Consider the following 25,081-nt stretch of genomic DNA (forward strand, 5'->3'; position numbering starts at 1 on the left):
CCCACTCCCCCAATCTGCCACCCACCCACTCCCCCAATCTGCCAATTACGTCTTCCACCTTTATGTATCCAGTCGCAGCGGTCATGTGCAGCGCATTTTGCAAAATCTCCACCGGTTGCTAGAGCAATGTATCGATCAGCCCTATACCTTAAAAATGATTGACATTACTAAGAATCCAGAACAGGCTGAGTTAGATCAGGTTACTGCAATGCCAACGTTAGTCCGAGTGAGTCCTTTACCCATGCGACGGATTGTTGGAGACTTGGAGGATACCGATCGGTTGCTGAGCCTGCTGAGCAATCCTTAAATTTCAGCTTGAATAATCTGCTTTCTAGCTCATGCTTTTCAAATTCAAAATTGATTCATAAATTCCTGTGAGCAATGTATTTAGAAAATGATCAGGTATCCTTAGATGCTGCTTTAAACCATGCGTTAGCAGGTCATGATTTATCCCCAGATGAAGGATTGTACCTGCTGCGCCAAACCAGCTCCACCGCTGTAGAGGCTATTCGTGAAACCGCCGATCGTCTGCGTCAGCAGCAGGTTGGCAATACCGTGACCTATGTAGTCAATCGCAATATTAACTACACCAATATTTGCGAACAGCATTGTAGTTTTTGTGCGTTTCGACGGGATGCCGATGAATCTGGAGCCTATTGGTTAGACTGGGACACAATTCTGTCAAAGGCTGCTGACGCTGTGCAGCAGGGGGCAACGGAGATTTGTATGCAGGGGGGCCTCAATCCCAGTGCTAAAATCGACGATCGGGCTTTGCCTTATTACGTACAGTTGGTCACGACCATCAAATCTGCCTTTCCTCACCTGCATCTCCACGCTTTTTCACCCCAGGAAATTCAATTTATTGCGCGGCAGGATGGCTTAACCTATGCCGATGTGATCACAGCGTTGCAGGAGGCGGGGGTGAATTCCATGCCTGGAACGGCAGCGGAGGTTTTGGATGACGCCGTGCGGCGCGTAATTTGTCCAGAGAAGATTAATTCGGCCACTTGGGTCGAAATTCTACAGACAGCCCATACCTTAGGCATGCCCACTACCAGTACGATGCTGTCGGGGCATATTGAAACCCCTGTCCAGCAAATTCAGCACCTAGAACAATTGCGTCAACTGCAACAAAAAGCCCAGCATCGAGGCGATCGGGGGATTACAGAATTTATTTTGCTGCCTTTTGTGGGGCAAGAAGCGCCGAAACCATTGCGTAGTCGGGTTGGACGGGATCAGCCAGACTTAGCTGCTTCGCTACAGTTAACCGCCGTTGCCCGGATTTACCTAGGCAATTGGATTCCTAACCATCAACCTAGTTGGGTCAAATTAGGGTTACCGGGGGCGATCGCCGCACTCACTTGGGGCTGTAACGACATTGGTGGCACGTTAATGGAAGAGCACATCACCACCATGGCCGGGGCGATCGGCGGTACCTGTCAAACCGTGGAGACGTTGACCCAAGCGATTTCGAGCCTCGATCGTCCGGCCCAACAACGGGACACGCTGTATCAACCCGTCACCGCGTAAGGATCAACTCATAGATCATGGGATGTTGATGCTGAGTGGAGCACCTACTAAGGTGGGAACCCACAGGCTGAAATGCTTGATTGATCAGAGTGTTGACTGATTTTGCTTGATTAAACTACCCCAAACAATCCTCAATCAATTTTAATTTTTTCCATGGAATTGCCATTCAAGAAGCATGCAGAATTGGCAGACTCTGCTACATTGGCTGTTGGTAGATTCCACAGGCATTGCTTGATCCCGGTTAGCGCATGAACGCCAAAACGCTGTTTCAGAAGAAATCTAATTCTCTGCTGCTGCCCTTAGCAGGGGCGGCCTTTCTGATTGTGGGTGGGGGATTCGCCTTCTGGACTTTAACACGACCGAATTTTGTACCGGGCACCTTGCCAACTGGGTCAACCGTGATTCCCCAAGATGCCCTAATGGTTGTTTCCTTCACCACCGATGCTAACCAGTGGGAAAAACTACGCAGCTTTGGAACTCCCAAAAGCCAAGCTGCCTTGAATCAAAATTTGGCCCAACTGCGCGATCGTTTCCTAACGGCCAATGGCTTGAATTATGAGCAGGATATTCAGCCTTGGATTGGCTCGGAAGTCACCCTAGCCATGCTATCCCCCCAGTCGGAACTGGAACCGCCTAAGAATGGTCAACCGCCTCAGCCTGCCAATGCCCAACCTGCCATTTTGGTTCTGCCGATTAACAACGCCTTAAAGGCTAAGGAGATCTTCGATCGTCCGCGCAATCTGCCGGGTCGCCAATGGACGGAGCGGACTTATCAAGATATTAAAATCCGCGAGGCTAAGGGTGAACAGCCCTCTCAGAACGTTGATATTGCCGCGATCGATGGCAAGTTTATCCTAATTTCCAACAGTGCAAGGAGCATCGAACGGGCGATCGAGACTTACAAAGGTGGCAAGTCATTAGCGGGGACTCCGGGCTACACCGACGCCCTCGGCCAAATCCAAAAGACGGGGCGGGGTTTTGCCAGTGTGTATATGAATCTGCCGGAAATGGTGATGTCAGGGAATGCCAACACCAACCGCAATCTGTCGCAACAGAGCCTTGACCAGGTGAAGCAGAGCCAAGGCTGGGCGACGGTGGCCAATCTTGGGGACGATGGGGTGACGCTCAATAGTGTGTTTTGGCTGAAACCGGATGGCGATCGTAAATTCTCCGTGCGCAATACGGCCAAAACGATGCCAACGCGCTTACCCGGCGATACGGTGCTGATGGCCTCTGGAGGCGATTTTAAGCAGTTCTGGACAGACTATACTCGCGACTTTGCCACGATGCCCGTCAAGCTCCTCGATCCGGTCAGTTTCCGGCAGGAGGTGAAGGGCGCGCTGGGTATGGATCTGGAACAGGATTTTGTCGATTGGATGCAGGGTGAATTTTCCCTATCGTTGGTGGCGGCTCCCCCAGGTAGCCCTCCCACAACGCCGATCGGATTGGTGCTGATGGCCCAGGCTAGCGATCGTCGAGCGGCGGAAAAAGCGTTTAAGCAACTGGATGAAACGATGGCGAAAAAGTTCAGTTTCACGGTAGAAGCTGGGCAAGTGGCTGGTCAGGATGTGGTTAACTGGCGTATGCCCTCGGCGGAAGTGGGGATTACTCGGGGGTGGCTAGACGGGAATGTGGCCTTTCTGACCCTCGGTGCACCCGTCGCTTCTAGTTTTCTGCCCCGTCCTACGAATACGCTATCGACGAATCCCTTGTTTCAAAAGGCGATCGTGCCGAGTAACGACGCGGTGAGCGGTAACTTCTTTATGGATGTGAAGCGGGCAGGTTCCTTTAAATCCCTCCCCCTCCTGCGTTTTCCTGAAAGTAATCAAGTCTGGTTAGAGGCCATTCAATCGATCGGGATTACCACCGTTGTGACTAGCGATCGCACGACCCGCTACGATGTCACCTTACTGCTGCAAAAGGGCGATCGACCCGGTGAACTGCCCAGTCCTAGCCTCCCGAGTCCCAGTGCTCCTTCCCCTAGCCCATCCCAGTAATTCGCCCAGTAATTCTCCAACGTCATCCGCTCCTGTGCAGGAGCTTGGTGAGCCAGCGTACCTAGCCTTGTTCTCCTTGCTGAATTCTGGGAACGAACTCTGGATGGTGCTATCTATTCTGAAAGCGCTGACCTAGCCAATCTCCCAGACCTAAACCTCGGTGCCCCAAACCAGTCTTGCTGCCCACAGTAGGGTCAAAACGCCTAGGGAGACCCAATCCCAGATCCGTAACTGTAATTCGTGCCATTCTACCCGGTGCCGATCGGGACTGGTAAATCCCCGGACTTTCATGGCGCTGGCGATTTGTTCTGCCCTCAACAGTAAATTTTCTAACAAACGTTCCGCCACCAAGACCCAGACTTTAATGGTTCGTTTCAGTCCTAGCTTTTTCCAGTCGATCGCCCTTGTCCGAATCGATCGCACCAAATTTTGAAATTCCTCCAACACCAGTGGAATAAACCGTAGTGACAACGTCAGGGTTAATGCAATTTCAGTCACCGGAATTTTAAACCGACGCAACGGCTCCAGTAAATCTTCTAAACCCGCTGTAATTTCCTCTGGTGCTGTTGTAAGCAAATACAGCGTTGTACTATACAGCAACGTAAACAACAGCGTCGCAAACCGCAGCGCCAAATTCAACGATCGCTGGGTAATCGTCACAACCCCCCAATTTGCGACCACGTAGTGATAGTCCGTCGGTTGAGGCAATTTTGGGGCTGTCTTCGTTTCGGACGATCCACCGCCCAGAAAACGACTATACCAAGGTTGTGCGGGGGGCAGCGGGGGCAATTGAGCGGGTTGCTGGGAGAAGACCAGTTCATTTTCCGGCAGCCGGGGCTGGGGATTCACGTTCAAACCATCCGGCGCGATCGCAATCAACAGGCCAACATAGACACAAAGCAACGTTAGCCAGCCCATTTGTTGCCGCCAGACCCGCAGGGGAATCTTGCCACTCACGGTTAACCCCATCAGGGCCACTACTAAGCCAACCCGCCATTCCAGCGTCGCTAGAAAGGGGGCGGCTAAAAAACTCATTAACCACGCTAATTTCACCCTAGGATCCAACTTGTGCATCCAGGTAATCGGCTGTTCTAGGTAAAGTCCCAGGGGTAAAGAGCGCAGCAGATCCATACAAGTAAGGTGATCTAAAGAAGCAATTGGACAGACATGTGAAGGTTAGGGAGGTGAATGCAGATGAGATGCACGGCCCACAATCGCCCACGATATCTTCAATTAGTGTAGTCGGGATTGTTCAAAATCTGCTGAGAGAATGGTGTGTTTCTGCCGGTTCTCGATGACTTCTCGATCGCCCCCGATCGCTCCCAATACAAGCATTTTGGTTACACCTGTCACCGGCTTGGATGCCGCCCCTTGCATGAACAAACGCGATCGTCCGTGCAATTGACAGATTCAGAAGGGTATACTGCCATCACACATACCACTCAGCCTGTGCATGAAGAAATCCTTTGTCCTGGACACTAATGTTCTGCTTCACGACCCTGCTGCCATCCACCGCTTTGGTGCCAACAATGATGTGGTTTTGCCCATTACGGTCATTGAAGAGCTCGATCGCTTCAAGAAACAACCAGAGACAACTGGACGGAACGCACGCCAAGTGTCCAGAATGCTGGATGAACTGCGCCAGCAAGGCACGATTATTCAAGGCATTCCCCTAGATAATGGGGGGACCTTGCGGGTGGCGCTCTGCCATCGGGAAACGCTGCGGGAACTGCCTCCGGAACTGGAGGGTGATCGGGCTGACAATGAGATTTTAGCCGTGGCGCTGGAACTGCGGCGGCAATGCCAATGCCCGGTCGTTCTAGTCAGTAAAGACACGAACCTACGGATTAAGGCTGATGCGCTGGGGCTGGATGCCAGTGATTATGAAACCGATAAGGTTGATATCTCCGACCTCTACACGGGCTCGGCGGAAGTGTTGGTCGATGCGGAGGTGATCAGCCAACTGTTCCGGGAAGGCGGTGTGACATTGCCAGGAGCGTTTTTCCCAAACCAAGCCATTACGTTGGTGAATCAACTCAATCCCTCCCACACTGCGCTGGCGATCGTTGATGGCAGTGGTAAAAAACTCGTTCCCATTACCAAATTTCCCCATTCCGGGATTTCCCGCATCCAGCCCCGCAACCGGGAACAGAGTTTTGCCTTTGATTTGTTGCTAAGGGACGATATTCAATTAGTCACGCTAGTCGGCTTTGCGGGTACCGGGAAAACGTTACTGGCGATCGCGGCGGGATTGCACAAAGTTGCCGATGAGCGCTTGTATTCTCGTCTATTGATTGCGCGGCCTGTGGTTCCGATGGGTCGAGACATCGGCTACCTACCCGGTGACATTGGGGAAAAACTCGCCCCTTGGATGCAACCGTTGTTTGATAACTTCGACCTAATTTTTGGCACCCAGGACAGCACGGGTAAACCTGCCCATTGGCGCAAAGGGCACGAAGAACTGATCGAACGGGGTTTATTGCAAATTGAACCACTGACCTACATTCGGGGTCGGACGTTGCCCCAGCAGTTCCTAATTGTGGATGAGGCGCAGAATTTAACACCCCACGAGGTGAAAACCATTCTAACGCGGGCGGGCGAGGGCACCAAAATCGTCATGACGGGCGACCCTGACCAAATCGATAATCCCTACGTGGATGCGGCGAGTAATGGGTTGACCTATGCGGTGGAACGGTTCAAATCCGAGGCGATCGCGGGTCATATTACCTTGGCACGGGGTGAGCGATCGATGCTGGCAGAACGGGCTGCTGCGCTGTTATAAAACCTGCTATAAAACCTGCTTAGAACCACTGGGCGATCGAACTGTAGCGCCAGACTAGTAATTGCAGAATTGAGACTCCAGAAACTCCAAATTCTCAATTCTGCTGCGTTAGTCTCCAACCTTGAGGGATTTGCTAAGGCATAATATCCCCGATTTATTCACCTACCCATCTACCCACCTACCCACCTACCCATCCACGCAAAATTTGATTGCTACGCTGCTCCCTGCTCTGAGGTTCCCTAAAGCTGGGTCTGCCTAAAGTTGGGTCTGCCTAAACAACCACAAGTTGCGGCTGTGCTTGCGTCACCACCTCGCGAAATTGCACGACATTGCCGATCACTGCGATCGCTGGGGCGGTAAAGCCAGTGGAATCCACCGCTTGCAAAACATCACCCAACTGACTGATCAGTTCCGTTTGATCGGGACGGGTACCCCAACGGACTAACGCGATCGGTGTTGCTTTTGGCAAACCCGCATCAATTAAAGCTTCGACAATATGAGGGAGATTGTGTATCCCCATATAAACGACAATCGTTTCAGCACTGTGGGCGATCGCTGACCAATTGACGGCAGGACGATACTTTTCCACGGATTCATGTCCGGTGACAAAAACCACGGAGGAACTGTAATTGCGATGGGTTAAGGGAATGTTTGCATAAGCAGGTGCAGCAATGCCTGAGGTAATTCCCGGAACCACTTCAACGGATATCCCTGCCGCCACCAGGTCTTCCATTTCCTCGCCGCCTCGCCCAAAGATAAATGGATCGCCCCCTTTGAGTCGTACAACGATCGCGACTTGCTTCGCTTTTTTAATCAGCAAGTTTGTCGTCTCTTCCTGCAATAGAGAATGCTGGCCTTTGCGTTTTCCCGCATGAATTTTTTCCGCTTGGGGATTGATCATCGCCAAAATTGGCGGACTGACCAATGCATCATAGACCACTACATCGGCACATTCCAGGAGCGTTTTCCCCTTAAGCGTCATTAAACCCGGATCGCCTGGGCCTGCACCCACAAGATAGACTTTACCTAAGGAGACAGAACAATGCGTCATAGAGCTATCACACTGAAAACACAACGGTGAAGAAGAAAGGCAAACTCAAAAAGTATTAGAAAGAAAGGGATGAATAACAAGCAATGAATAACAATGAATAGATCATTAACTTGATTGAGAATTCATGAACTCTCAAGTTATGGATCGACTCATTCGTTATTCAACCGTTTTAAAATCAAATCTACTAAAGCCGGGTTGGCATCTAAGGTGGGTAAAAGCTGAACCTGTGGCTGATTGAAAAGATTTGACCAAGATCGTACCTGTTGCACGATCGCATCTGTAATCCCTCCTTCGGACAAAAAGTAAGGAAGAATAACCATTCTCCTGATGGGTGCTCTAGGGGGGGGGGACAAAGGTGAATTGATGGCATTGCCCGTTCCTGGGTCGGTTGTTTCCCCGTTAAGTCCACCCCTGGGACAGGGGGGTAAGCAATTATTTAGGCAGTCATTTAAGCAATCTTCTAAACTAGGTGCCATTGACCAATAGGCTACATGGGCATCTAGGTCATGGGCTAATTGTTCGACGATTGCATTCCCCCCTGGACGGCGACTACCATGGGCCAGCAAAATTCGGTATGGTGGTGGTTCTAAGGTCTGGGGTGGTTCTAGGGTTTGGGGTGATAACTGTGAGCCCAATGGCGGCGTGAGAGGAGGGACTGAAGCTTGCTCAAATTGTTGTTGGAGCAAGGGCAATAACTCTGGATTGCTGCCCAAAAAGGGGATCATTTTGAGGGTGATGGGTGTCTGGGCCGTGACTAGGGCCTGTTGAGCGATCGCCATTTCCCGAGGCAAATCTTCCATGACATGAACCCCCGGCAGCAGAAACAAGGGCACGATCGTCACAGTCTTGCCCCCTGCATTGGCGACGGTCTGGGCAAAGTGACTAATCTGCTGATGTAAAGGCTCAGGCATACATTCTAAGGCTGCCGTTCCGATCATTGTCTGCTGATTGAGAGTGGCCGATCGCATTGCCCTACGGGAAGCAGAAATGGGTTCGGCCAAACTGGAAGTGACGAAATGGGGGCGGGCAAAATGGGCTTGCGCTAAGCGATCGCGACACCGTTCAGCTAACTGCAATACGGTGCGGTGAGGACGCGGATCACGGCTGCCATGGGTTACGAATAAGTAAGCGTTCAAGGATGCATTCAACCAAGACAAGGGCGTACTCAAATTAAACCAAGCAAGACATCTGAGAAAGGTTGTAATCCGGAAAAGTTCAGTTCAATATCAGCGTCATTAAACCTTCGGATACGTGAATAGGTGGACATGTCCCACATCCATTGGAGTCATCAATTGCATCTGTAATTCATCAATATCAATTGACTCTTCAATGGCTGAGATTGAATCGTCAAGCTAACGATTCAGCAACCAGATTCAACGGTCAAGAGGAATAAACAATCAATTAAATAGTCCTTAATGATACTGCGCGATCGCCCCTCACTGTGTAGCCGATTTAGCGATTGGCTATCAATTTTTCTAAAATTTTCGATATCCTACCTTTTGGGTGAGATTCTTACCCCGATCCCCTGGAAAGGGTGCGTAAACAGTTAGCATAGGTGGGAGCAATTTCAGAGAGGCTAGGCGATGCAACTCGGGGATACGCAGGTCGGTGGTGTGCAACGCAGTGGAATACAGCTGAATGCTGGAACAACCCTTCAAAACGGCAAATACTTACTCAACCACCCCTTGGATGGGCAAGGAATTGGTCTTACCTACCGTGCCACTGTCTCTGCAACCGGGCAAATCGTGGCCATCAAAACCTTCAATCCCACCCTGCAGTCCCATCCTAAATATGCCCAATTGCGCCAACGCTTTCTCGATCGATCTCGCCTCCTTGCCGCTAGCCAGCATCCCAGTCTAGTTCGTGTTCTCGATATTTTCTCGGAAGCGGAGCAACCGTTTGTTGTCATGGAATATATTTCCGGCAGCACCCTGGCTGATCTGTTTGCTTCCCAGGCGACCCTCTCCCCTAAGGCTGTTTTACAAGCCCTTTGCCAAGCGACTGCTGCCCTGCATGTTGCCCATTCTCATCATTTGGTGCATGGTAATCTGCATCCCCGACAACTAATTCAGCGCTCAGGAAGCAATGCAATTGTCCTTGTGGGTTTCAGTACGGGACTGATTCCAGCGGCTTCTAAGTCTCTGGATCCAGCGCGATCGCTCTATTGGGCTCCGGAAATGTTGACCCAAGGCGCGACTCCGCAAACCGATCTCTACAGCATTGCCGCTATGCTGTACCATGCCCTATCCAACCACCCGCCGCTGAGCGTTGCCTCTGGAGACTTAGCTGAGAAATTTCCCCTCCTGCCCTTACTCCCTCCGGCTGTGCAAAAGGTATTGCGCTACGCAATGGCAGCGGATCCCAAGCAACGGGTTCAAACAGCCGAAGCTTTACTGCATCTATTCGGCGGTGGATCGGCTGGCTCCTCTCAAGCAGAAAATCCAGAGCGATCGCAACCCCGCACTCAGCCCAGCTTAACAACCCCAACGCTTGCCCCATCCCCCCTGGTCAGTGCCTCTGCCGCTCCACTGATGGCCGTTACGGTCGCACCTACAGAACCGACGCTGGTGCCCCCTGTTGCCTCGTCGGAAGCCATGCCGATGGTCTCCGACCGACCGGAGGTCATCGCGAGTGCTGCCCCCGCCGTGACACCCAGCAGTTCTTCGATCATCCTCCCCCGTCTGCCCCAAACTCCGTCGTCCGCCGCTGAGCCGATCGCCCAACCCCCTGCATTCCCCGATGCTCCTGCCCGACCCCCGCTAGCTCCTGCCCTCTATCGCCACGAACCTCTAGCTGAACCCGATCCAACCCCAGATCCTTCTAACTTGGACTCCGCTTCCCCCGAATCTGCCCCAGATCTTGGCTATTCTTCTGAGGCTTCTCAATCTTCTACCCCAAAGTCATCCATGCTGATTGTTCCTAAATATCCCAAGCGAGCATTTGTCCTGATTGGCGCGATCGCTGCTGCTTTTGGTCTGAGCTTTGGTTTAGCACTCCGCTTCAGTGCAGGTCAACGGCCAGGATCCAGCTTGTTCCACGCAGGTCAGTCTTTCCCCCAACGGGAATGGAAAGGCTCCGTTGAAGCGATTGAAAACTCCGACGAGATTCCCAGTGAAACCCCTAGCACTACCAATCGCTCACCCAACTCCGGTTCAACCTCACCCACCAGTGAAGTCAATGATTTTCCTGAACCGATCGAATCTCCTTTGCCGCGCCGAGAAATCCCCTTCAATCCAGTCCCTTCTGTAGATTCAACGGCCCCAGATGCTAGAGATGAAACATCGCCCCCGCCCCCGGCAAAGCCCTCCCGTCGTCAGCCGGAGGACGCGCCTCCTGCGGCATCCAGTTCAGAACCTCCCGCTAAGGCTCCCCTAGTCGAGCCAGATTTGCCGCCAGCCGCTCCCTCCCCCGCCTCATCCAAACCTCCCCGTGGGGCTGATCCCCTGCCTCCCGCTGCTTCTCCTAAAGCTTTAACAAAATCAGCGGATCCTCTGCCACCAGAACCGACTCCTTAGGGATCTGCAAGCAACGAGGGGCTGGTCACTGGGATTCCGGTGATTCACTGGGATTCCGGTGATTCGTCGGACTCTGGAATGTTAAGCAAGTTATAATTTTTGCGAACGTCTGCAAAGCATTCCCATGAGTAGTCCCTTGGTTCATGCCTTTTTTGTTGGTCGCGCGATCGCAGAAATTCTTTCTGAGCAAGCCGAGAAAGCAGTCACAAATGCCCTAAGCGAGCTGGGCAAATTTGATGCTGAGCAGCGGGAGACCCTGCGCAACTTTGTTCAGCAGGTTACGGAACGGGTAGAAGTGAATGCCAACGCCCAAGGCAGCGCTGCTCCGACGCCAACTTCGCCTCGGGGTGGAGATTTGCAAGCTATCATCGATGACTTGCGGGCTGAGATTGCCGAGGTTCGCACAGAGCTTCAACGCTATCGCAATGGAGCCAGCTAATCCTGCTAGCTCCGTTTCTCTTGATCTGTTCCTCTCTACCCCGAGAATTGCTTCATGGGCAGCCAGTCCTATCCCGATCGAGCCTATCGCTGGAATCGTGACAACTATTCCCGACAGCGGCGCTTTGTAGATATTTGGGCCTTTGTGCTGCGGTTGCTCTACGAGCACTGGCTGTTTGAGAAGCCTTGGAGTTATCGCGGTGGCATCTCGGAATCGAAAAAAGCCGTTCGTAGACGGGCCTTGGCCATCTGGGTTCGGGAAACCTTGCTAGACTTAGGGCCAACGTTTATCAAAGCGGGCCAGTTATTTTCAACCCGCGCGGATTTATTTCCCAGTGAATTTGTTGAGGAACTCTCTAAGCTGCAAGATCGGGTTCCTGCCTTTAGCTATGAACAAGTTGCCGAAATTATTCACCAGGATCTGGGCAAAGCTATTCCAGAACTCTACCGGAGTTTTGATCCAGTGCCTTTGGCTGCGGCTAGTCTAGGCCAAGTCCACCGGGCGCAGTTGCAATCGGGTGAAGAAGTTGTTGTTAAGATTCAGCGACCAGGGTTACGCAAGTTATTCACGATCGACCTGGAAATTCTCAGAGGGATTGCCCGCTATTTCCAAAGCCATCCCAAATGGGGTCGAGGTCGCGACTGGATGGGTATTTATGAGGAATGCTGCAAAATCCTCTGGGAGGAGATTGACTACCTGAATGAAGGGCGCAATGCTGATACCTTTCGGCGCAATTTTCGGGACGAGCCAGGGGTTCGGGTTCCTCGAGTCTACTGGCGCTATGCCTCTCCTCGCACCTTAACCTTGGAATACGTACCCGGTATCAAAATCAGTCACTATGAGGCGTTGGAAGCAGCAGGGCTAGATCGTAAGGAAATTGCCAAACTGGGGGCACAATCCTACCTGCGGCAAATTCTAGACAAAGGGTTTTTCCACGCCGATCCCCACCCTGGTAATTTAGCGGTGAGCCCTGAAGGTCAACTGATTTTCTATGACTTCGGCATGATGGGGCAGGTCAAGTCGGTCACCCGCGAGAAACTGTTGGGTACTTTTTTTGGGATTGCTCAGAAGGATGCCGATCGGGTGATTCAATCCCTGGTGGACTTGGGTGCGCTGACACCGACGGATGATCCAGGGCCAGTGCGGAGATCGGTGCAGTACATGCTGGATAACTTCATGGATAAACCCTTTGAAGCCCAGTCGATCAACGCCATTAGTGATGACCTGTATGAAATTGCCTACGATCAACCCTTTCGCTTCCCAGCGACTTTTACGTTTGTCATGCGGGCGTTTTCTACGTTGGAAGGGGTTGGTAAAGGATTGGATCCAGATTTTAATTTTATGGAGGTTGCAAAACCCTTTGCAATGCAACTTATGGCCAATGAAAATCCCTATTCAGAAGCGGGTAACCTATTAAATGAGCTGAGTCGTCAAGCAGCCCAAGTGAGTAACTCTGCCCTAGGACTCCCCCGACGGATTGAGGATACCCTAGATAAACTAGAGCGAGGGGACTTGCGGGTGCGGGTACGATCGAGTGAAACCGATCGTGTGCTACGCAAGCTGACAGGGGTTAATATGGGAACCAACTATACCCTGTTGACCTGTACCTTTACCCTGTCTGCAACCATCTTGCTCGTCAACCACTGGGTTTGGGCAGCGGTATTAGCTGCTTTTGCGGCAGTGGTTACAGGGGGAGCGCTCGTGCGTTTGCTAATCAAGCTCGATCGCTTTGAGCGGCTGCCGTAATCATTTCAGATCTTAACGTCAAGCTTTGTTACGACTTTTTCAACCTTGTTTGCTGAGTGCTGTCTGTTCATGAAACGTTTTTTCGCAGGAATGACTGATCCGGGGCTAGTGCGCTCGGCTAACCAGGATGCCTATCATACGGATCCTGAGGGGAGGTTTTTTGTCGTAGCGGACGGCATGGGCGGACATGCAGGCGGCCAAGAAGCCAGTCGTCTGGCGATCGAAGCGATGTATGGCCATTTCCAACGCTTTTGGGATTCGGAGGACTCGTCCCAGGATTTGTTGGAGCAAGCATTTCTGAAAGCTAATCAAGCGATTCTCTACGATCAAAAGCTGCATCCAGAACGCAGTGACATGGGGACGACGGCGGTGGCGCTGCTATTTCGTCAGGAGGAGGTGTGGTGTGCCCATGTGGGGGACTCACGGCTGTATCAAATGCGGGGAGCCACACTGGAACAAGTCACGATCGATCACACGTGGATTGCCCGAGCCGTTAGTTCTGGCACCTTGACCTTAGATCAGGCGCGTTCCCATCCCATGCGTCATGTTCTTTCCCAGTGCCTTGGACGGGAAGAAAGTTCAGACATTGATATTCAGCAGATTGAAGTCAAACCGGGCGATCGGTTGTTGTTATGTAGCGATGGACTGACGGAAGAACTCAGCGACTCTTTGATTGCCAACCATCTCAAAACCATTCGGGCCTGTGATATGGCTGCCAATACGCTGATTAATGCCGCAAAAGAGCGAGGTGGACGAGACAATATCACTGTGGTAGTCATCACGATCGACCCAGCAAATAATGCTTAAACGCAGCCCAATTCCAGAACCTGAGCCCCAGCTTGGCGGCTTGGATGAAAAAGCTGGGCTTAAAATCTGAATTGGTTAACCTGATGTTGAAATCTGTAGCAATCCGTCTGATTGATAAGCATACCCTGGCTTAAGGCGTTGAAACCCCTGCATGGCTTTCTCTCGATTCACGTTAGATTGCGATATGCCTTACAGAATTATCCTTATACTCTCTACAGAATACTGTCTAAACTATAAATTGCTGCGAAATTTTGATAATATTTCGATCGATTTTTAGCAATTTTATCGATTTAGTAATGATTAGATTTATTCATGTTTTAATCAGAACTAAATTAGTTAATTTTACTTATCAGGTAAGTTGAACGAATTCATCAATTAATCTGAGGCCGAGTAATTATTCCACAACACGAGAATCGTTACTTTAGCTACACCAAATCTTAAGTTTGCCCATCATCCTGGAAAGGTGGAGATAGCATTTGTATCTTCTCCACATTACTACTCTCTCTTATTTCAGGAATGACCATTATGGATAAGTCAATCGAGCTAACGCTGGAGCAACAATTTAATCTACGATCGTTTGCTACTTTGGTGCGGGACATGAGCCGGGAACAGGCCCAAGAGTTTTTGGTCAGTCTTTATGAACAGATGCTGATCAAAGATGCCTATTACAAGCATTTTCTGCGCCAGGAATGGGGCGTGGAAGAGCGGGGATGGGAAGGCACAAGCTAATGTGCTAGGCATGATAAAACGAAGGCTATGAGTATTTTAGTCATGGGGGGTGAGTCAGTGGAAACATTCTTACTGAGTGAAAGAAACTGGCTAATCCCTCTTTTGCTGATTAGCATTTGTTTTGGCCTGTAAATATTGATTGTATGAGCCGTTACAGGGAGTGATTATCTTTTCCTCAATGGCTTGAATTTCTTGGCTGAAAATATCAGTGTTTCTAGCTTGACAGAGGATTATTAAATTCACAGATAGATGAAATACCATCACTGGCTTCAACATGAACTTTAATATGAGAATTGTTTCTCTTCGTCCCAGGTGAAGTCCTAAAGAAAATCCTAAAAGTAATGTCTTTTTTATTTGTAAAGTCTCTATCGAACATAAAAGTTAATTAAATATAGCTCTTTGCTCGACTGATTGATACAGCAGCCTACATTAGAACAGGAAACAGGTTTCAGGTGTTGTATCTGTTTCTTATCCTGAAGCAATTTGCTGTAGTTGATGTTCAGAACTCAAAATTTTCAACGTAAATGATTATTTGAATCACAAATTTGAATTACAAGATAATCTACATGTTATTTTCCTGGTAAAGCGAGATTAAGTTTCAACTCAATTTGAGCAAGTAAAATTGTTGAATTTCATTTGCTCAAATTGAGTTAGATATACGAAGCAGATCTTCCGGATTTACCAAGTGGCTGTTGTATTAAGATTGGCTGCTAAATTGTCGATATAGAAATCAATACAGTGATCGTTAATGCAATCTAATCCAGGTTTCATGAAGTCATCCATTCCACCTTGCACGCTGTCCAAAAATTGCAGCCAAAAATAAGGATCGTTTTTGATTTCTCCTTTGGCAGTGAAGTAGAGAAATGTACCTGCATGGCTGTAGCCTATCTCCCGAGGGGGAATTCGAGTGACGGTGTCATTGTTATTCACGAACCGAAAACTCTTGGATTTAAAATCAGCATTAAAGGTGCGTTCAAACGTACGATCGCCGACTCGCGGGGAGCCAAAAGTATACAACCCATAGACAGGAATATCTTTTTCCCGTAGCCTTGCTGCTGCTAAGGTCGCCAAAGCCCCGCCTAGACTATGCCCGGTAAACCATAACGATCGGGGTTTTTGTAATTGCAACTGCTTAGTATAATCCAGAAATCGCAATTCCTCGCCTTTGCTATTTTTACCATAGCTTTTTTGCCACAGGTGATCGAGGGCGTAGCGGAAACCGGGATGAACTTTCCCAAAGGCATCTGGTACTGGCATTAGACACTTAAAATTATCAAACCAGTCATCTCGTTCGGTAGAACCTCGAAATGCAACGATGATTACTTGATCATTCATCATCAAGTACGCTTGTGTTTCCTTTTCGTTTAAGAATTGACAATCGTTAAATTGCCAGTTCTGCTTCACAAATGGAATGACCTCATCAGGCTCAAAATAGGCTATTTTAGAGGCTTTGCTTAAAGTTAGTGCAATTTTAGGATGATACTTTGCTGTTTCGTATTGAAAGTCAAAATTAGATACTTTGGAAAGAATTGTGGAAAACTTAGTGGAGGGCATAGAGCATGAACCTTGAAAATACTGTGAGCTTTAAAAATACTAGGTACCAAACTGTGGAGTCTTCTATGCATCCATTCACAGGCTATTCCCTTGATTTCGGGAACCTTTGCAAAATTTGATAGTCTTTTTCCGGTAATCCTTTAGCCCCGATCGAAAAAACTCCCCAGTCCTGACTGAATAGCCATTTGGGGAGCTTTGCTAGACCCTACTATTTACCGCCATGCCGCCACAACTGTTCGCCAAATTTGAAGAGTTGTGGCCTGAGTCGTTTTAGTTACAGCACTGATTACAGTGTTGGCCGTTTCTGGTGCCAGTCTGTAGACTGCTCATAGGCATAGGCGGTGTGAAATACCTGATCTTCCCGCAATACATTTCCAATGATCTGCAAACCGATCGGTAAGCCATTGGAATCGATGCCACAGGGCAAGCTCAGACCGGGTAATCCGGCGAGGTTTACCGGAATCGTCATTAAGTCATCCAAGTACATGCTGAGCGGATCGGACATCTTATCGCCGATCTTGAACGCAGTGGTCGGTGCCGTAGGCGAAACCAAGACATCCACTTTTTCAAAGGCCGCTTCAAAATCCTGTTTAATCAAGGTGCGTACCTTTTGAGCCTTGAGGTAATAGGCGTCGTAATATCCCGCAGATAGGGCGTAGGTTCCAATCATGATCCGCCGCTTCACCTCAGCGCCAAAGCCCTCGGCTCTTGTGCGGGTATACATCTCCATCAAGTCTTCCGCATCTTCTACGCGGCGGCCATAGCGTACACCGTCATAGCGGGCCAGGTTAGCCGATGCTTCCGACGGCGCAATGATGTAGTAGGCCGAGATGCCATACCGGAAGCGAGGGCAGGAAATATCAATGATTTCTGCGCCCAGGTCTTTGAGTTGCTGAATGGCTTTTTGGATTGCTTCCGCCACTTCCGGGTTCAAGCCTTCCCCAAAAGTTTCTTGAATGACGCCAACTTTTTTACCCTTCAGATCGGTCTTGAGGTACTGGGTATAGTCTGGAACTTCGACTTTGAGGCTGGTGGAGTCCTTCGGGTCATAGCCCGCGATCGTCCCAAGCATGATTGCCGCATCTTCCACTGTGGTGGAAAAGGGGCCAATCTGATCCAAGGAGGAGGCAAAGGCGACTAGACCATAGCGGGACACTAAGCCGTAGGTGGGTTTCAGGCCGACAATGCCGCAGAATGAAGCGGGTTGACGGATGGAGCCACCGGTATCGGAGCCGAGGGACAGTGGGGCTTCTCCAGCAGCCACAGCTGAGGCCGATCCACCGGAAGATCCACCGGGAACTCGATCGAGATCCCAGGGGTTGGCGGTTTTTTGGAAGGCGGAGGTTTCCGTGGAGCCGCCCATGGCAAACTCGTCCATGTTAGTTTTGCCCACCATGACCATGTCTGCATCCAGCAGCTTCTGGTTCACCGTCGCGTCGTAGGGCGGGACAAAGTTTTCTAGGATGCGGGAAGCACAGGTGGTGCGTACGTCTTTGGTGCAAATGTTATCCTTGACCGCGATCGGAATGCCCGCCAGTAGCCCGATTTCTTCACCAGCAGCAATTTTGGCATCCACGGCCTTGGCTTGTTCCAGCGCCCGATCGCCCGTCACCATTAAGAAACTCTGGACCTTGCCATCTACGGCTTCAATCCGATCGAGAGCTGCTTGAGTGATTTCCACCGCCGATCGTTCTTTTTTGACAAGCTGTTCGTGTAGCTCACGAATGGATGCCATTGTTATGTCCTCTATCTTCTGATGCGCGTCCAGCTTACCAGTATAGGAGGAATTGGCCTGGAAGAATCGATGCAGAACGATAGGAAACCCACCCTAATAGGGACTATCTCCTAAGTCCGTCGTTGATTAACCAATGATGAAATTTTTCCAGAGAATAATTAGCTGTTTCAGCCAGTCCTTGAAGGGGAGTAGATAATAGGCCGTGATGACCCCTCCAAAGAAACCGAAGAGATGACTTTCCCACGCTACGTTGTTGGCGACGATCGGAGTCATTCCCCAAACCAGGGTGTTGCCAAAATTCCAAGTATTTTTTTCCCCGGTCAGTCGTGGGAAAACAATCATCTCTCCAAAAAAGAAAGAAAATACAATCAAACTAAAGAAAATAGCTGAAAAGGCATCTTTAGCGACCACAATCTGGGTAAGAAGAAAGCCCAAATAGCCTGTAATAACACCACTAGCACCGATGTAGCTTGCTTTGGCTCGACCAAAACACCACCCTAAAAAACCGGAGACTAACAAAGTTGTGATTGAAACAACAGCAAAATCGCTGGGGTCGCGAAGAACTACAAGTCCGCCAAGGAGTAGATAGTATTTGGTATTGCCCACAAGATGGGCCCAATCTCCGTGGAGAAAGGGGGCGAGGGGGATGCGAAATAGACTCCAAAAATCCCGTGGATAAACGCCGAAGCGGTTGAGCTGCCAATTAAAAAAGCCACCATTGATGATGCTGACGAGCCATGCAATCACAAGAAGGTCAAGCCACAGTCTTGCTTGGGCAAACCAGTCATTAAATGAGAGATAGATAGGATTATTCATGCTTGCACCCGCAGCAGCCAGAATCTTGAGTAGTCTTGATGGAGATTGGATGGGTTGCGCAGTTATCGCGCAATTATTGCGCAGTCATCAAAGGACGATTTATTTCTACAAGCTCTAGAGAAAGAATACCCTGGATCGGCTGAAACATGCTTGACAGGCAGAGGTTTTTTAAGATTGGCTTACCCTCAGTCGATCGTTGTTTTGCTATGCACCCGCTCCTAACCCGCACAAATCAACTCTGCCAGACCTATATTGCCCCCCAAGCCCAGATTTTAGACAGTAACCCTGACGCTTTAGCCCAGGCCCTAGCCCTCCTGGGACAACAGGATCTGTTAGCCCTCAAAGCGTTCCCATCCTGGCAGGGAGCGCCGATCGATGCCCTCGTATTTGCCCAATTTCAAGAACGCTTGGCCCGATCGTCCGGGGCGTTGGCCTTTCTGCAAACTCAACATCAAAGCGCTGGGGGAATGTTGGCAAATAGTGACAATCGATCGCTACAAGCTGCTTATCTACCCAAAATGGCCCAGGGCGAAGCTTTAGTCGGTATTGCCTTTTCCCATTTACGACGGGTAGACAATCCTCCGGTAACCGCGATCGCCTTAGCTGAGGGTGAGGGCCTGAATGGCGAGGGCCTGAATGGCTATGAGATTAATGGTTCCATTCCCTGGATTACGGGCTATGGCATTTTTCAGGATTTCATTCTGGCGGCTACTTTGCCCGATGGGTCGGCAGTCTACGGCTTGTTACCGTTGAAATCGACCACGCAAGGCACAGGTGGATCCTTGCTGCTGAGTGAACCGATGGAACTCGCTGCCATGGGTGCGGCCCAAACCGTGGTAGGGACTCTGACCCGTTGGATCTTGCCGCTGAAACGAGTGGTGACGATACGGCCTGCTGGGGCAATTCAAGCCAGCGATCGGGCCAATGTCCTCAGTCACAGCAGTTTTGCCCTAGGGTGTGCCCAAGCGGGGGTAGATTGGCTTTTGGAAATGCAGCAGCGTAAGCCTTTTTTACCGATCGCGCCGATCCATGATGCTCTCGTCACAGAACTCCACACCTGTCGCACGGAGATTTCCCAAGCTTTCACTAACCAAGACTCAAGACATGATTTAACCCAGGATTTTGAGTCACAATTATCCCTACGGGTTTGGGCGATCGATCTGGCGTTACGCTGTACCCAAGCGGCGGTGGTTGCTTCGAGTGGGGCTGCCAATCAGAGCAGTCACCCAGCCAATCGTCTTTATCGAGAAGCGTTGGTCTGGAGTGTTGCAGGCCAAACGCCAGATGTGATGACCGCGACGCTCCAGCGCATTGCTGAACGATCAACCTCAATTTCAGGTTGGCAAATTCCTGGAAATCACGCTGTCGTTGGGGGCGTTATCTAGCCCATGATGGATATCGACTTGGATAAAATTCCACTGGATAAAATTCAATCAGACGCTTGGGGCATGATGCAAAAATTGCTTGCTGGAATGGTCGGGATGGTTCCTTTCTTCCTCACTGCACAGACTACTCTTGCAGGCCCGATTTTGCCTGGGCGCTGCCACATGGGTACCTGCTGGGACAGTCAGTTCATCAGTAAAACGGTGATGGAGAAAACCGATCGCGGTACCCTGTACCGTATCCAGATTGCCCATCGTTCCTGGCCCATGGAAACCGAACCATCCGATAACTTTGGTGAACCGCAAACGAACTACGTCTACTGTTCTACGCAAAAGCCTGCCTACATCTTTGAAAGTGATGGCACCGTCTATGCCCACCTGCTGAATCCCGGTGGGGACTGGTTCGGCTATAACCAAGGCGATTATCCCGTTTACTGGGCCACCTGCCATAACTTCGTCGGCCCAGACTTTTTCTCCGACGAGATGACCGAAAAAGCCCGCAGCTTGGGCTATCCCTTAGACCTTCCGTCAGAGCAAATTGAACTCACCAAGGTGACGGACATTCTGGAGTAGCATCTAGTGCCACGTACCGACCTTAGCCGCTCTCATTTAGCCGCTTTCATGTAGTCACTCTGTCTTAGGGGCTCTGTCTTAGCCCCCACTGGCGTCAAAGCGACTCCGCTCAATCAATTGAGAGGGACTTAAGTTGGCTACAAAATCCCGGAAGGCTTGGCGTTCGGCTTCATCAGCATCCCGATCGACCGGAATTGAAGCATCTGCCACCACTTCTTCCATGACCCAAATGGGAGCCCCGGCTCGGAGGGCTAAGGCGATCGCGTCGCTGGGTCGTGCATCAATTTCCCGTTTCAGTTCACCCTGTTTGACAATCAGCAGCGCGTAGAAGGTGCTGTCCTTGAGGGCATGGATGACGACGCGATCCAATGCCATATCCCAAGCATCCAGCAAATTAACAAATAGATCATGCGTTCCAGGCCGGGGCGGTGTAATATTGCGCATTACACTCCCGATCGCCTTCGCTTGATCCTCCCCAATGTAAATCGGTAACGCTCGACGACCTGTACCATCTTCGAGCAGGACGATCGGACTTCGGGTTGCTGCATCCACCGCGATCGTCGTCACTTTCATTTCGATCATAGATCTCGCCTCAAGAACACCCGTCGCAAACGAAGCTTATCTATATAGACTAATTATCAACGTTGTCTGAATCTTGCGTTGGGGGCTACGCATGGAGAGATCCTTAGATGATGAATCTATTTTCCACATCCCAGAAATCCCTGAACTTAATCCTAAATGATTCCTTAGAGAATTTGCCAAAATAAAAAAGACTTCTTACTTTCATTAAACTAAATCCAAGAAATATCAAGCGATGACTTTCTTGGGTGTGACATTAGAGCGTAAATTAAACTTCAAATTGTTTGAGCGGCATTACCAAAAGATTACATTGCCTAGGGGGCGATCGCGAAGTGGAATCCCAACAGTAACCGCAGAAAGGTCACCACCAGAAATGTGATCAAAAAAACGTGATCAAAAAAAATTGCTACGCTATTCACCTTTTGGGATCAAATCAAAATTGTGTTTACAGGATTAATCCAGGACGTTGGCACGTTACAGACCCTTGACCCTGAGCATGTGGAAATTACTTGTTCAGAGAATTCCGTGATTCTCCAAGGCTTAGAACTGGGTGACAGTGTGGCCGTGGATGGCATTTGCCTGACAGTGGTGAAAATTTTGCCGATCGGGTTTATTGCCGATGTCTCTCCAGAAACGATGCGTCGCACCGCCCTTGGCCATAATGAGGGGCGGATCAAACGGGTCAATTTAGAAACTTCTTTGCGGATCGGCAGTAAGCTCGGTGGCCATTTTGTCACGGGGCATGTGGATGGGGTTGGGTATTTCCAATCCGCTGTACAGGCTGCCACCTCCTGGGATATTACGTTTACGACCGAAAGTGACACCGTTGCCCGATACATCCTTTCCAAGGGCAGTGTGGCGGTCAATGGCATTAGTTTGACCGTAGCCGATTGTAATTTGGAAGGGACGCGCTTTAGTGTGGCGGTCATTCCCCATACCTACACCGCTACAAATTTGTGTCACCTGCAACCGGGAAGTTGGGTCAATCTGGAAGGAGATATTTTAGGTAAATACGTCGAAAAATTTCTGCGTAGCGATCGCCTGTCTCCCAATACTGCGTTGGGCCAACGATCGGGAAATGGCCATGCCTTAACTAACGATGCAGCCATTTCCACCGATTTCCTAGCAGAACACGGTTATCTCTAGGTGATCGACCAAGCAAGATAACAGCAGGGGACGATCGCGATATGTATTCGATCGTCCCCCAGTTTTCTACCGGACTACGGCTAGAACTACAACTAGAAAATGTCCTGCCCTACAGGACTTCCCGCTTGAGATAGGGCTGTAATGCTTCGGGAACTCGGATGGTGCCATCGGATTGTTGGTAATTTTCCAATACAGCAGCCATGGTACGGCCCACCGCCAGACCTGACCCGTTCAGAGTGTGGACAAACTGCGTACCCTTTTGCCCCGATTCCTTAAAGCGAATGTTGCCGCGACGGGCCTGGAAATCACCAAAGTTAGAGCAACTAGAAATTTCCCGATAGGTATTATTCGACGGCAGCCAGACTTCCAAGTCATAGCACTTCGCGGCACCGAACCCGATATCCCCCGTACAGAGTTCGATCGTGCGATAGGGCAGTTTCAAGGCTTGTAGGATCGATTCGGCGCTGGCCACCAGTTTTTGGTGCTCTTCCTCGGAGGTTTCGGGCCGCACCAGCTTGACTAGCTCAACTTTATTGAATTGGTGGAGCCGGATTAAACCGCGTGTATCCCGGCCATAGCTGCCCGCTTCCCGCCGGAAACAGGGGGTATAGGCACAGTGGTGAATCGGCAACTGGCTGCTGTCAATAATTTCATCCCGATAGAGATTGGTCACAGGCACTTCCGCCGTCGGAGCCAGCCACAGGTCATCCTCCGCACACTTAAAGCTTTCTTCTGCAAACTTGGGCAATTGGCCCGTCGCCGTTAGCGATGTGGAGTTAATCAAAAAGGGCGGCAAGACTTCCAGGTAACCCGCTGCAATGTGTTGATCCAGCATGAATTGGATCAATGCTCGCTCCAGTGCCGCTCCTGCACCTAACAACGCCACAAAACGGGTTTGGGCGATTTTAGTGGCCCGATCGGTGGTCAAAATCCCCAATTTTTCAGCGATTTCGTAGTGGGGTAGCACGGCATGGCTGGGTTTGTACTCATCCCCCCAGCGTCGCACTTCTACATTTTCCGTTTCGTCTTTGCCGATCGGCGTGCTGTCGCTGGGCAAATTGGGCAATTGCAGAACTAGGGCTTCAATTTGTGCCTTAATGTCCTTTTCACGCGGCTCCAGATCCGCCAATTGAGCCTTAACTTGGTTGCCTTCTTCCTTTAGCGCCACAATTTCTGGATCATCAGGTTTGCTGCCGGATTTCATTTTTTGGCCGACGAGCTTACCCACTTCGTTGCCCCGTGCTTGGAGGGCCGATCGCTGTTGTTCTAGATCACGACGCTGCTGATCCAAGTCTAGAATTGGCTGGATGTCATAGTTTCCCCCTCGCTGGGCCAACTTTTGGGTTACCAGGTCTGGATTTTCTCGCAGGAGCTTTAGGTCAAGCACGGGTTTTTAATCAGTAAATTTGTCCATAGAACAGGATACAAGGCGATCGGGAGAAGGCGCACGCCACAGCAGGGAATTTTGAGATTCGTGGTTCAGGTACTCCCAGTCGCGGTGCTCCACACAGAAACGATCGCAGAGCCAAATGTCCCAATTAATGAGGTGCCCAAATAGCAGTTTATGCAACCCAACTAGCTGCTTCTCAGCCCTTACTTCACGTTTCCTCTCCTACCTCTCCAGAATCTGATGCAAGCTGAGGCGTTGAAGGAGGAAGCGTTATCTGCGTTTCTGGAATATGCTTCGTTCCCCAAACCACCATGGCTTTCAACACTGGCTTGAGACTTTTACCATAGTCAGTCAAGAAATAATTCATCCGGCGAGAATGGCTGCTGTAGCGGTGTTTTTCCACTAAGCCGAATTCTTCCAGCATCTTTAAACGGTTGGTCAAAATATTTGTCGAAATGCCTTCTGGTGATTCTAAAAACTCTTCAAATCGCTGCTTGTTGAAAAACAACATGTCGCGAATGATTAATAACGTCCAACGATCGCCAATGAGATCCAAAGTACAGGCAATGGGACAGGCCGATCGAGGCTCAGGTGGCATAGGCACAGACACAATTGAACGGGATTGAACGGTTTCAGGCAAATCGCTCTCAATGACTTGCATTATACAAGCTAAGTTGATAGAGTCTAACTTGTAAATTGCAATTCAAAAGTGATCTAAATGCATTCTTCCTCCGCCACAAATCAATCCCAGGCAGACTCCCCTGATGCAAGTTCGTCTCCTGCAAATGCGTCTCCTGCAAATGCGTCTGGTGCAGAAACGATGCCTAGTGCTGTGCAAATACTTCCAGAGGCAGCTCAAACTCTTCAAGGGGACAATTTTTCAGCGTTGCTACTCGATCGGTGGCAATCTTTGGAGCAAGCGACATTTAATTTGATAACCCGCAACTTCAAGGTGCAAGGCAAGTTATTTCTAAAAGAATTGCTGGGTCTGACCGGAGCAGAAATTTCCCTGAATGTGATGCCTCCTGGTGGAGCAGTGCCCTTCTACCACAAGCATCAGCAGAGCGAGGAGATTTACCTGTTCATCCAAGGTCAAGGAGAGTTTCAGGTAGATGGAGAGTGTTTTGCTGTGCAGGCCGGCTCAGTGGTGCGGGTGGCCCCAGACGGTGAGCGGTGCTGGCGAAATACGGGGGCCGATATGTTGGTGGCGATCGTGGTGCAGGTACTACAAAAGTCCTATGAATCTATTCACACGATCGTGGATGGGGTTGCTATTGACAAGCCAGTGGTTTGGACGGACTAGAAAGTTG

The 25,081-nt window shown here is 50.1% G+C and carries 23 protein-coding genes; 14 read left to right on the forward strand and 9 right to left on the reverse strand.

What is annotated here, in order from left to right; all coding sequences use genetic code 11:
• From ACN4EG_RS02065 to ACN4EG_RS02075, 3 genes are all read left to right on the forward strand, one after another.
• On the forward strand, nucleotides 1-307 hold a 307-nt coding region (locus ACN4EG_RS02065), incomplete at its 5' end, for a circadian clock KaiB family protein (RefSeq protein WP_431627487.1).
• 74 nt (nucleotides 308-381) lie between these two features.
• On the forward strand, nucleotides 382-1,530 hold the full coding sequence (gene cofH, locus ACN4EG_RS02070; protein ID WP_431627488.1) for a 7,8-didemethyl-8-hydroxy-5-deazariboflavin synthase subunit CofH: 1,149 nt from the start codon (nucleotides 382-384) through the stop codon (nucleotides 1,528-1,530).
• A gap of 248 nt (nucleotides 1,531-1,778) precedes the next feature.
• Nucleotides 1,779-3,527: a DUF3352 domain-containing protein gene (locus ACN4EG_RS02075; protein ID WP_431627489.1), complete on the forward strand. Its 1,749-nt coding sequence runs from the start codon at nucleotides 1,779-1,781 to the stop codon at nucleotides 3,525-3,527.
• A gap of 150 nt (nucleotides 3,528-3,677) precedes the next feature.
• On the opposite strand, the gene ACN4EG_RS02080 is transcribed toward ACN4EG_RS02075, so the two are convergent.
• Entirely contained in the window at nucleotides 3,678-4,658 is a 981-nt protein-coding gene (locus ACN4EG_RS02080) for an energy-coupling factor transporter transmembrane component T family protein (RefSeq protein WP_431627490.1), read from the reverse strand.
• Nucleotides 4,659-4,802: 144 nt separating this feature from the next.
• Between ACN4EG_RS02080 and ACN4EG_RS02085 the strand changes: the two genes are divergently transcribed.
• Together ACN4EG_RS02085 and ACN4EG_RS02090 are read left to right on the forward strand one after the other, a co-directional pair.
• A complete protein-coding gene (locus ACN4EG_RS02085) occupies nucleotides 4,803-5,009 on the forward strand; it encodes a hypothetical protein (protein ID WP_431627491.1) in 207 nt (68 codons plus the stop codon).
• Complete coding sequence (locus ACN4EG_RS02090; RefSeq protein ID WP_431627492.1) at nucleotides 4,981-6,309, forward strand: PhoH family protein; 1,329 nt, start codon at nucleotides 4,981-4,983, stop codon at nucleotides 6,307-6,309. The genes ACN4EG_RS02085 and ACN4EG_RS02090 overlap by 29 nt, the downstream gene beginning before the upstream one ends.
• Nucleotides 6,310-6,580: 271 nt before the next feature.
• On the opposite strand, the gene cobA is transcribed toward ACN4EG_RS02090, so the two are convergent.
• Nucleotides 6,581-7,360 carry a uroporphyrinogen-III C-methyltransferase gene (gene cobA / locus ACN4EG_RS02095; protein WP_431627494.1) on the reverse strand — a complete coding sequence of 260 codons (780 nt, stop codon included), beginning with the start codon at nucleotides 7,358-7,360 and terminating at the stop codon, nucleotides 6,581-6,583.
• A 149-nt stretch (nucleotides 7,361-7,509) separates the two neighbouring features.
• The gene (locus ACN4EG_RS02100) at nucleotides 7,510-8,517 is read right to left on the reverse strand and encodes a sirohydrochlorin chelatase (protein ID WP_431627495.1); all 1,008 of its coding nucleotides are present in this window, start codon (nucleotides 8,515-8,517) and stop codon (nucleotides 7,510-7,512) included.
• 426 nt (nucleotides 8,518-8,943) lie between these two features.
• Between ACN4EG_RS02100 and ACN4EG_RS02105 the strand changes: the two genes are divergently transcribed.
• The 5 genes from ACN4EG_RS02105 (at nucleotide 8,944) to ACN4EG_RS02125 (ending at nucleotide 14,596) form a co-directional block, all read left to right on the forward strand.
• Nucleotides 8,944-10,875: a serine/threonine protein kinase gene (locus ACN4EG_RS02105; protein ID WP_431627496.1), complete on the forward strand. Its 1,932-nt coding sequence runs from the start codon at nucleotides 8,944-8,946 to the stop codon at nucleotides 10,873-10,875.
• Nucleotides 10,876-10,999: 124 nt separating this feature from the next.
• Nucleotides 11,000-11,314, forward strand: a complete 315-nt coding sequence (locus ACN4EG_RS02110; protein ID WP_431627497.1) for a DUF6825 family protein — start codon at nucleotides 11,000-11,002, stop codon at nucleotides 11,312-11,314.
• 54 nt (nucleotides 11,315-11,368) lie between these two features.
• Complete coding sequence (locus tag ACN4EG_RS02115; RefSeq protein ID WP_431627498.1) at nucleotides 11,369-13,060, forward strand: ABC1 kinase family protein; 1,692 nt, start codon at nucleotides 11,369-11,371, stop codon at nucleotides 13,058-13,060.
• A 69-nt stretch (nucleotides 13,061-13,129) separates the two neighbouring features.
• Entirely contained in the window at nucleotides 13,130-13,867 is a 738-nt protein-coding gene (locus tag ACN4EG_RS02120) for a Stp1/IreP family PP2C-type Ser/Thr phosphatase (RefSeq protein ID WP_431627499.1), read from the forward strand.
• 525 nt (nucleotides 13,868-14,392) lie between these two features.
• Nucleotides 14,393-14,596, forward strand: a complete 204-nt coding sequence (locus ACN4EG_RS02125; RefSeq protein WP_431627500.1) for an NblA/ycf18 family protein — start codon at nucleotides 14,393-14,395, stop codon at nucleotides 14,594-14,596.
• 678 nt (nucleotides 14,597-15,274) lie between these two features.
• On the opposite strand, the gene ACN4EG_RS02130 is transcribed toward ACN4EG_RS02125, so the two are convergent.
• The 3 genes from ACN4EG_RS02130 to ACN4EG_RS02140 all read right to left on the reverse strand — a co-directional run bounded on the left by ACN4EG_RS02130 (nucleotide 15,275) and on the right by ACN4EG_RS02140 (nucleotide 18,701).
• Nucleotides 15,275-16,150, reverse strand: a complete 876-nt coding sequence (locus tag ACN4EG_RS02130) for a lipase family protein (RefSeq protein WP_431627502.1) — start codon at nucleotides 16,148-16,150, stop codon at nucleotides 15,275-15,277.
• A gap of 286 nt (nucleotides 16,151-16,436) precedes the next feature.
• On the reverse strand, nucleotides 16,437-17,885 hold the full coding sequence (gene gatA, locus ACN4EG_RS02135) for an Asp-tRNA(Asn)/Glu-tRNA(Gln) amidotransferase subunit GatA (RefSeq protein WP_431627503.1): 1,449 nt from the start codon (nucleotides 17,883-17,885) through the stop codon (nucleotides 16,437-16,439).
• A gap of 126 nt (nucleotides 17,886-18,011) precedes the next feature.
• Nucleotides 18,012-18,701: a rhomboid family intramembrane serine protease gene (locus ACN4EG_RS02140; RefSeq protein WP_431627504.1), complete on the reverse strand. Its 690-nt coding sequence runs from the start codon at nucleotides 18,699-18,701 to the stop codon at nucleotides 18,012-18,014.
• A gap of 206 nt (nucleotides 18,702-18,907) precedes the next feature.
• On the opposite strand from ACN4EG_RS02140, the gene ACN4EG_RS02145 reads away from it, so the two are divergent.
• Together ACN4EG_RS02145 and ACN4EG_RS02150 are read left to right on the forward strand one after the other, a co-directional pair.
• Nucleotides 18,908-20,086, forward strand: a complete 1,179-nt coding sequence (locus ACN4EG_RS02145) for an acyl-CoA dehydrogenase family protein (protein ID WP_431627505.1) — start codon at nucleotides 18,908-18,910, stop codon at nucleotides 20,084-20,086.
• 3 nt (nucleotides 20,087-20,089) lie between these two features.
• A complete protein-coding gene (locus ACN4EG_RS02150; RefSeq protein WP_431627506.1) occupies nucleotides 20,090-20,656 on the forward strand; it encodes a hypothetical protein in 567 nt (188 codons plus the stop codon).
• Nucleotides 20,657-20,734: 78 nt separating this feature from the next.
• Here ACN4EG_RS02150 and ACN4EG_RS02155 read toward each other — a convergent pair whose 3' ends face one another.
• On the reverse strand, nucleotides 20,735-21,238 hold the full coding sequence (locus ACN4EG_RS02155) for a bifunctional nuclease family protein (protein WP_190569886.1): 504 nt from the start codon (nucleotides 21,236-21,238) through the stop codon (nucleotides 20,735-20,737).
• Between the two features lie 438 nt (nucleotides 21,239-21,676).
• On the opposite strand from ACN4EG_RS02155, the gene ACN4EG_RS02160 reads away from it, so the two are divergent.
• Nucleotides 21,677-22,381, forward strand: a complete 705-nt coding sequence (locus ACN4EG_RS02160) for a riboflavin synthase (protein WP_431627507.1) — start codon at nucleotides 21,677-21,679, stop codon at nucleotides 22,379-22,381.
• A gap of 109 nt (nucleotides 22,382-22,490) precedes the next feature.
• Here ACN4EG_RS02160 and serS read toward each other — a convergent pair whose 3' ends face one another.
• Together serS and ACN4EG_RS02170 are read right to left on the reverse strand one after the other, a co-directional pair.
• Nucleotides 22,491-23,768, reverse strand: coding sequence for a serine--tRNA ligase (serS, locus tag ACN4EG_RS02165; protein ID WP_431627508.1), 1,278 nt, complete (start codon nucleotides 23,766-23,768; stop codon nucleotides 22,491-22,493).
• Between the two features lie 211 nt (nucleotides 23,769-23,979).
• Entirely contained in the window at nucleotides 23,980-24,369 is a 390-nt protein-coding gene (locus tag ACN4EG_RS02170) for a winged helix-turn-helix transcriptional regulator (protein WP_431627509.1), read from the reverse strand.
• 120 nt (nucleotides 24,370-24,489) lie between these two features.
• Here ACN4EG_RS02170 and ACN4EG_RS02175 point away from each other — a divergent pair, with 120 nt between their 5' ends.
• Nucleotides 24,490-25,074: a cupin domain-containing protein gene (locus tag ACN4EG_RS02175; RefSeq protein ID WP_431627510.1), complete on the forward strand. Its 585-nt coding sequence runs from the start codon at nucleotides 24,490-24,492 to the stop codon at nucleotides 25,072-25,074.
• Nucleotides 25,075-25,081 lie beyond the last annotated feature (7 nt).

Source organism: Alkalinema pantanalense CENA528 (assembly GCF_050753345.1).
Lineage (GTDB): Bacteria > Cyanobacteriota > Cyanobacteriia > Leptolyngbyales > Leptolyngbyaceae > Alkalinema > Alkalinema pantanalense.

Bases quoted from the DNA above. Each gene is read 5' to 3' on its own strand.
- cofH (WP_431627488.1), top strand. From the start codon at position 382: ATGTATTTAGAAAATGATCAGGTATCCTTAGATGCTGCTTTAAACCAT.
- ACN4EG_RS02075 (WP_431627489.1), top strand. From the start codon at position 1,779: ATGAACGCCAAAACGCTGTTTCAGAAGAAATCTAATTCTCTGCTGCTG.
- ACN4EG_RS02080 (WP_431627490.1), bottom strand. From the start codon at position 4,658: ATGGATCTGCTGCGCTCTTTACCCCTGGGACTTTACCTAGAACAGCCG.
- ACN4EG_RS02090 (WP_431627492.1), top strand. From the start codon at position 4,981: ATGAAGAAATCCTTTGTCCTGGACACTAATGTTCTGCTTCACGACCCT.
- cobA (WP_431627494.1), bottom strand. From the start codon at position 7,360: ATGACGCATTGTTCTGTCTCCTTAGGTAAAGTCTATCTTGTGGGTGCA.
- ACN4EG_RS02105 (WP_431627496.1), top strand. From the start codon at position 8,944: ATGCAACTCGGGGATACGCAGGTCGGTGGTGTGCAACGCAGTGGAATA.
- ACN4EG_RS02110 (WP_431627497.1), top strand. From the start codon at position 11,000: ATGAGTAGTCCCTTGGTTCATGCCTTTTTTGTTGGTCGCGCGATCGCA.
- ACN4EG_RS02115 (WP_431627498.1), top strand. From the start codon at position 11,369: ATGGGCAGCCAGTCCTATCCCGATCGAGCCTATCGCTGGAATCGTGAC.
- ACN4EG_RS02120 (WP_431627499.1), top strand. From the start codon at position 13,130: ATGAAACGTTTTTTCGCAGGAATGACTGATCCGGGGCTAGTGCGCTCG.
- ACN4EG_RS02125 (WP_431627500.1), top strand. From the start codon at position 14,393: ATGGATAAGTCAATCGAGCTAACGCTGGAGCAACAATTTAATCTACGA.
- ACN4EG_RS02130 (WP_431627502.1), bottom strand. From the start codon at position 16,150: ATGCCCTCCACTAAGTTTTCCACAATTCTTTCCAAAGTATCTAATTTT.
- gatA (WP_431627503.1), bottom strand. From the start codon at position 17,885: ATGGCATCCATTCGTGAGCTACACGAACAGCTTGTCAAAAAAGAACGA.
- ACN4EG_RS02140 (WP_431627504.1), bottom strand. From the start codon at position 18,701: ATGAATAATCCTATCTATCTCTCATTTAATGACTGGTTTGCCCAAGCA.
- ACN4EG_RS02145 (WP_431627505.1), top strand. From the start codon at position 18,908: ATGCACCCGCTCCTAACCCGCACAAATCAACTCTGCCAGACCTATATT.
- ACN4EG_RS02150 (WP_431627506.1), top strand. From the start codon at position 20,090: ATGATGGATATCGACTTGGATAAAATTCCACTGGATAAAATTCAATCA.
- ACN4EG_RS02155 (WP_190569886.1), bottom strand. From the start codon at position 21,238: ATGATCGAAATGAAAGTGACGACGATCGCGGTGGATGCAGCAACCCGA.
- ACN4EG_RS02170 (WP_431627509.1), bottom strand. From the start codon at position 24,369: ATGCCACCTGAGCCTCGATCGGCCTGTCCCATTGCCTGTACTTTGGAT.
- ACN4EG_RS02175 (WP_431627510.1), top strand. From the start codon at position 24,490: ATGCATTCTTCCTCCGCCACAAATCAATCCCAGGCAGACTCCCCTGAT.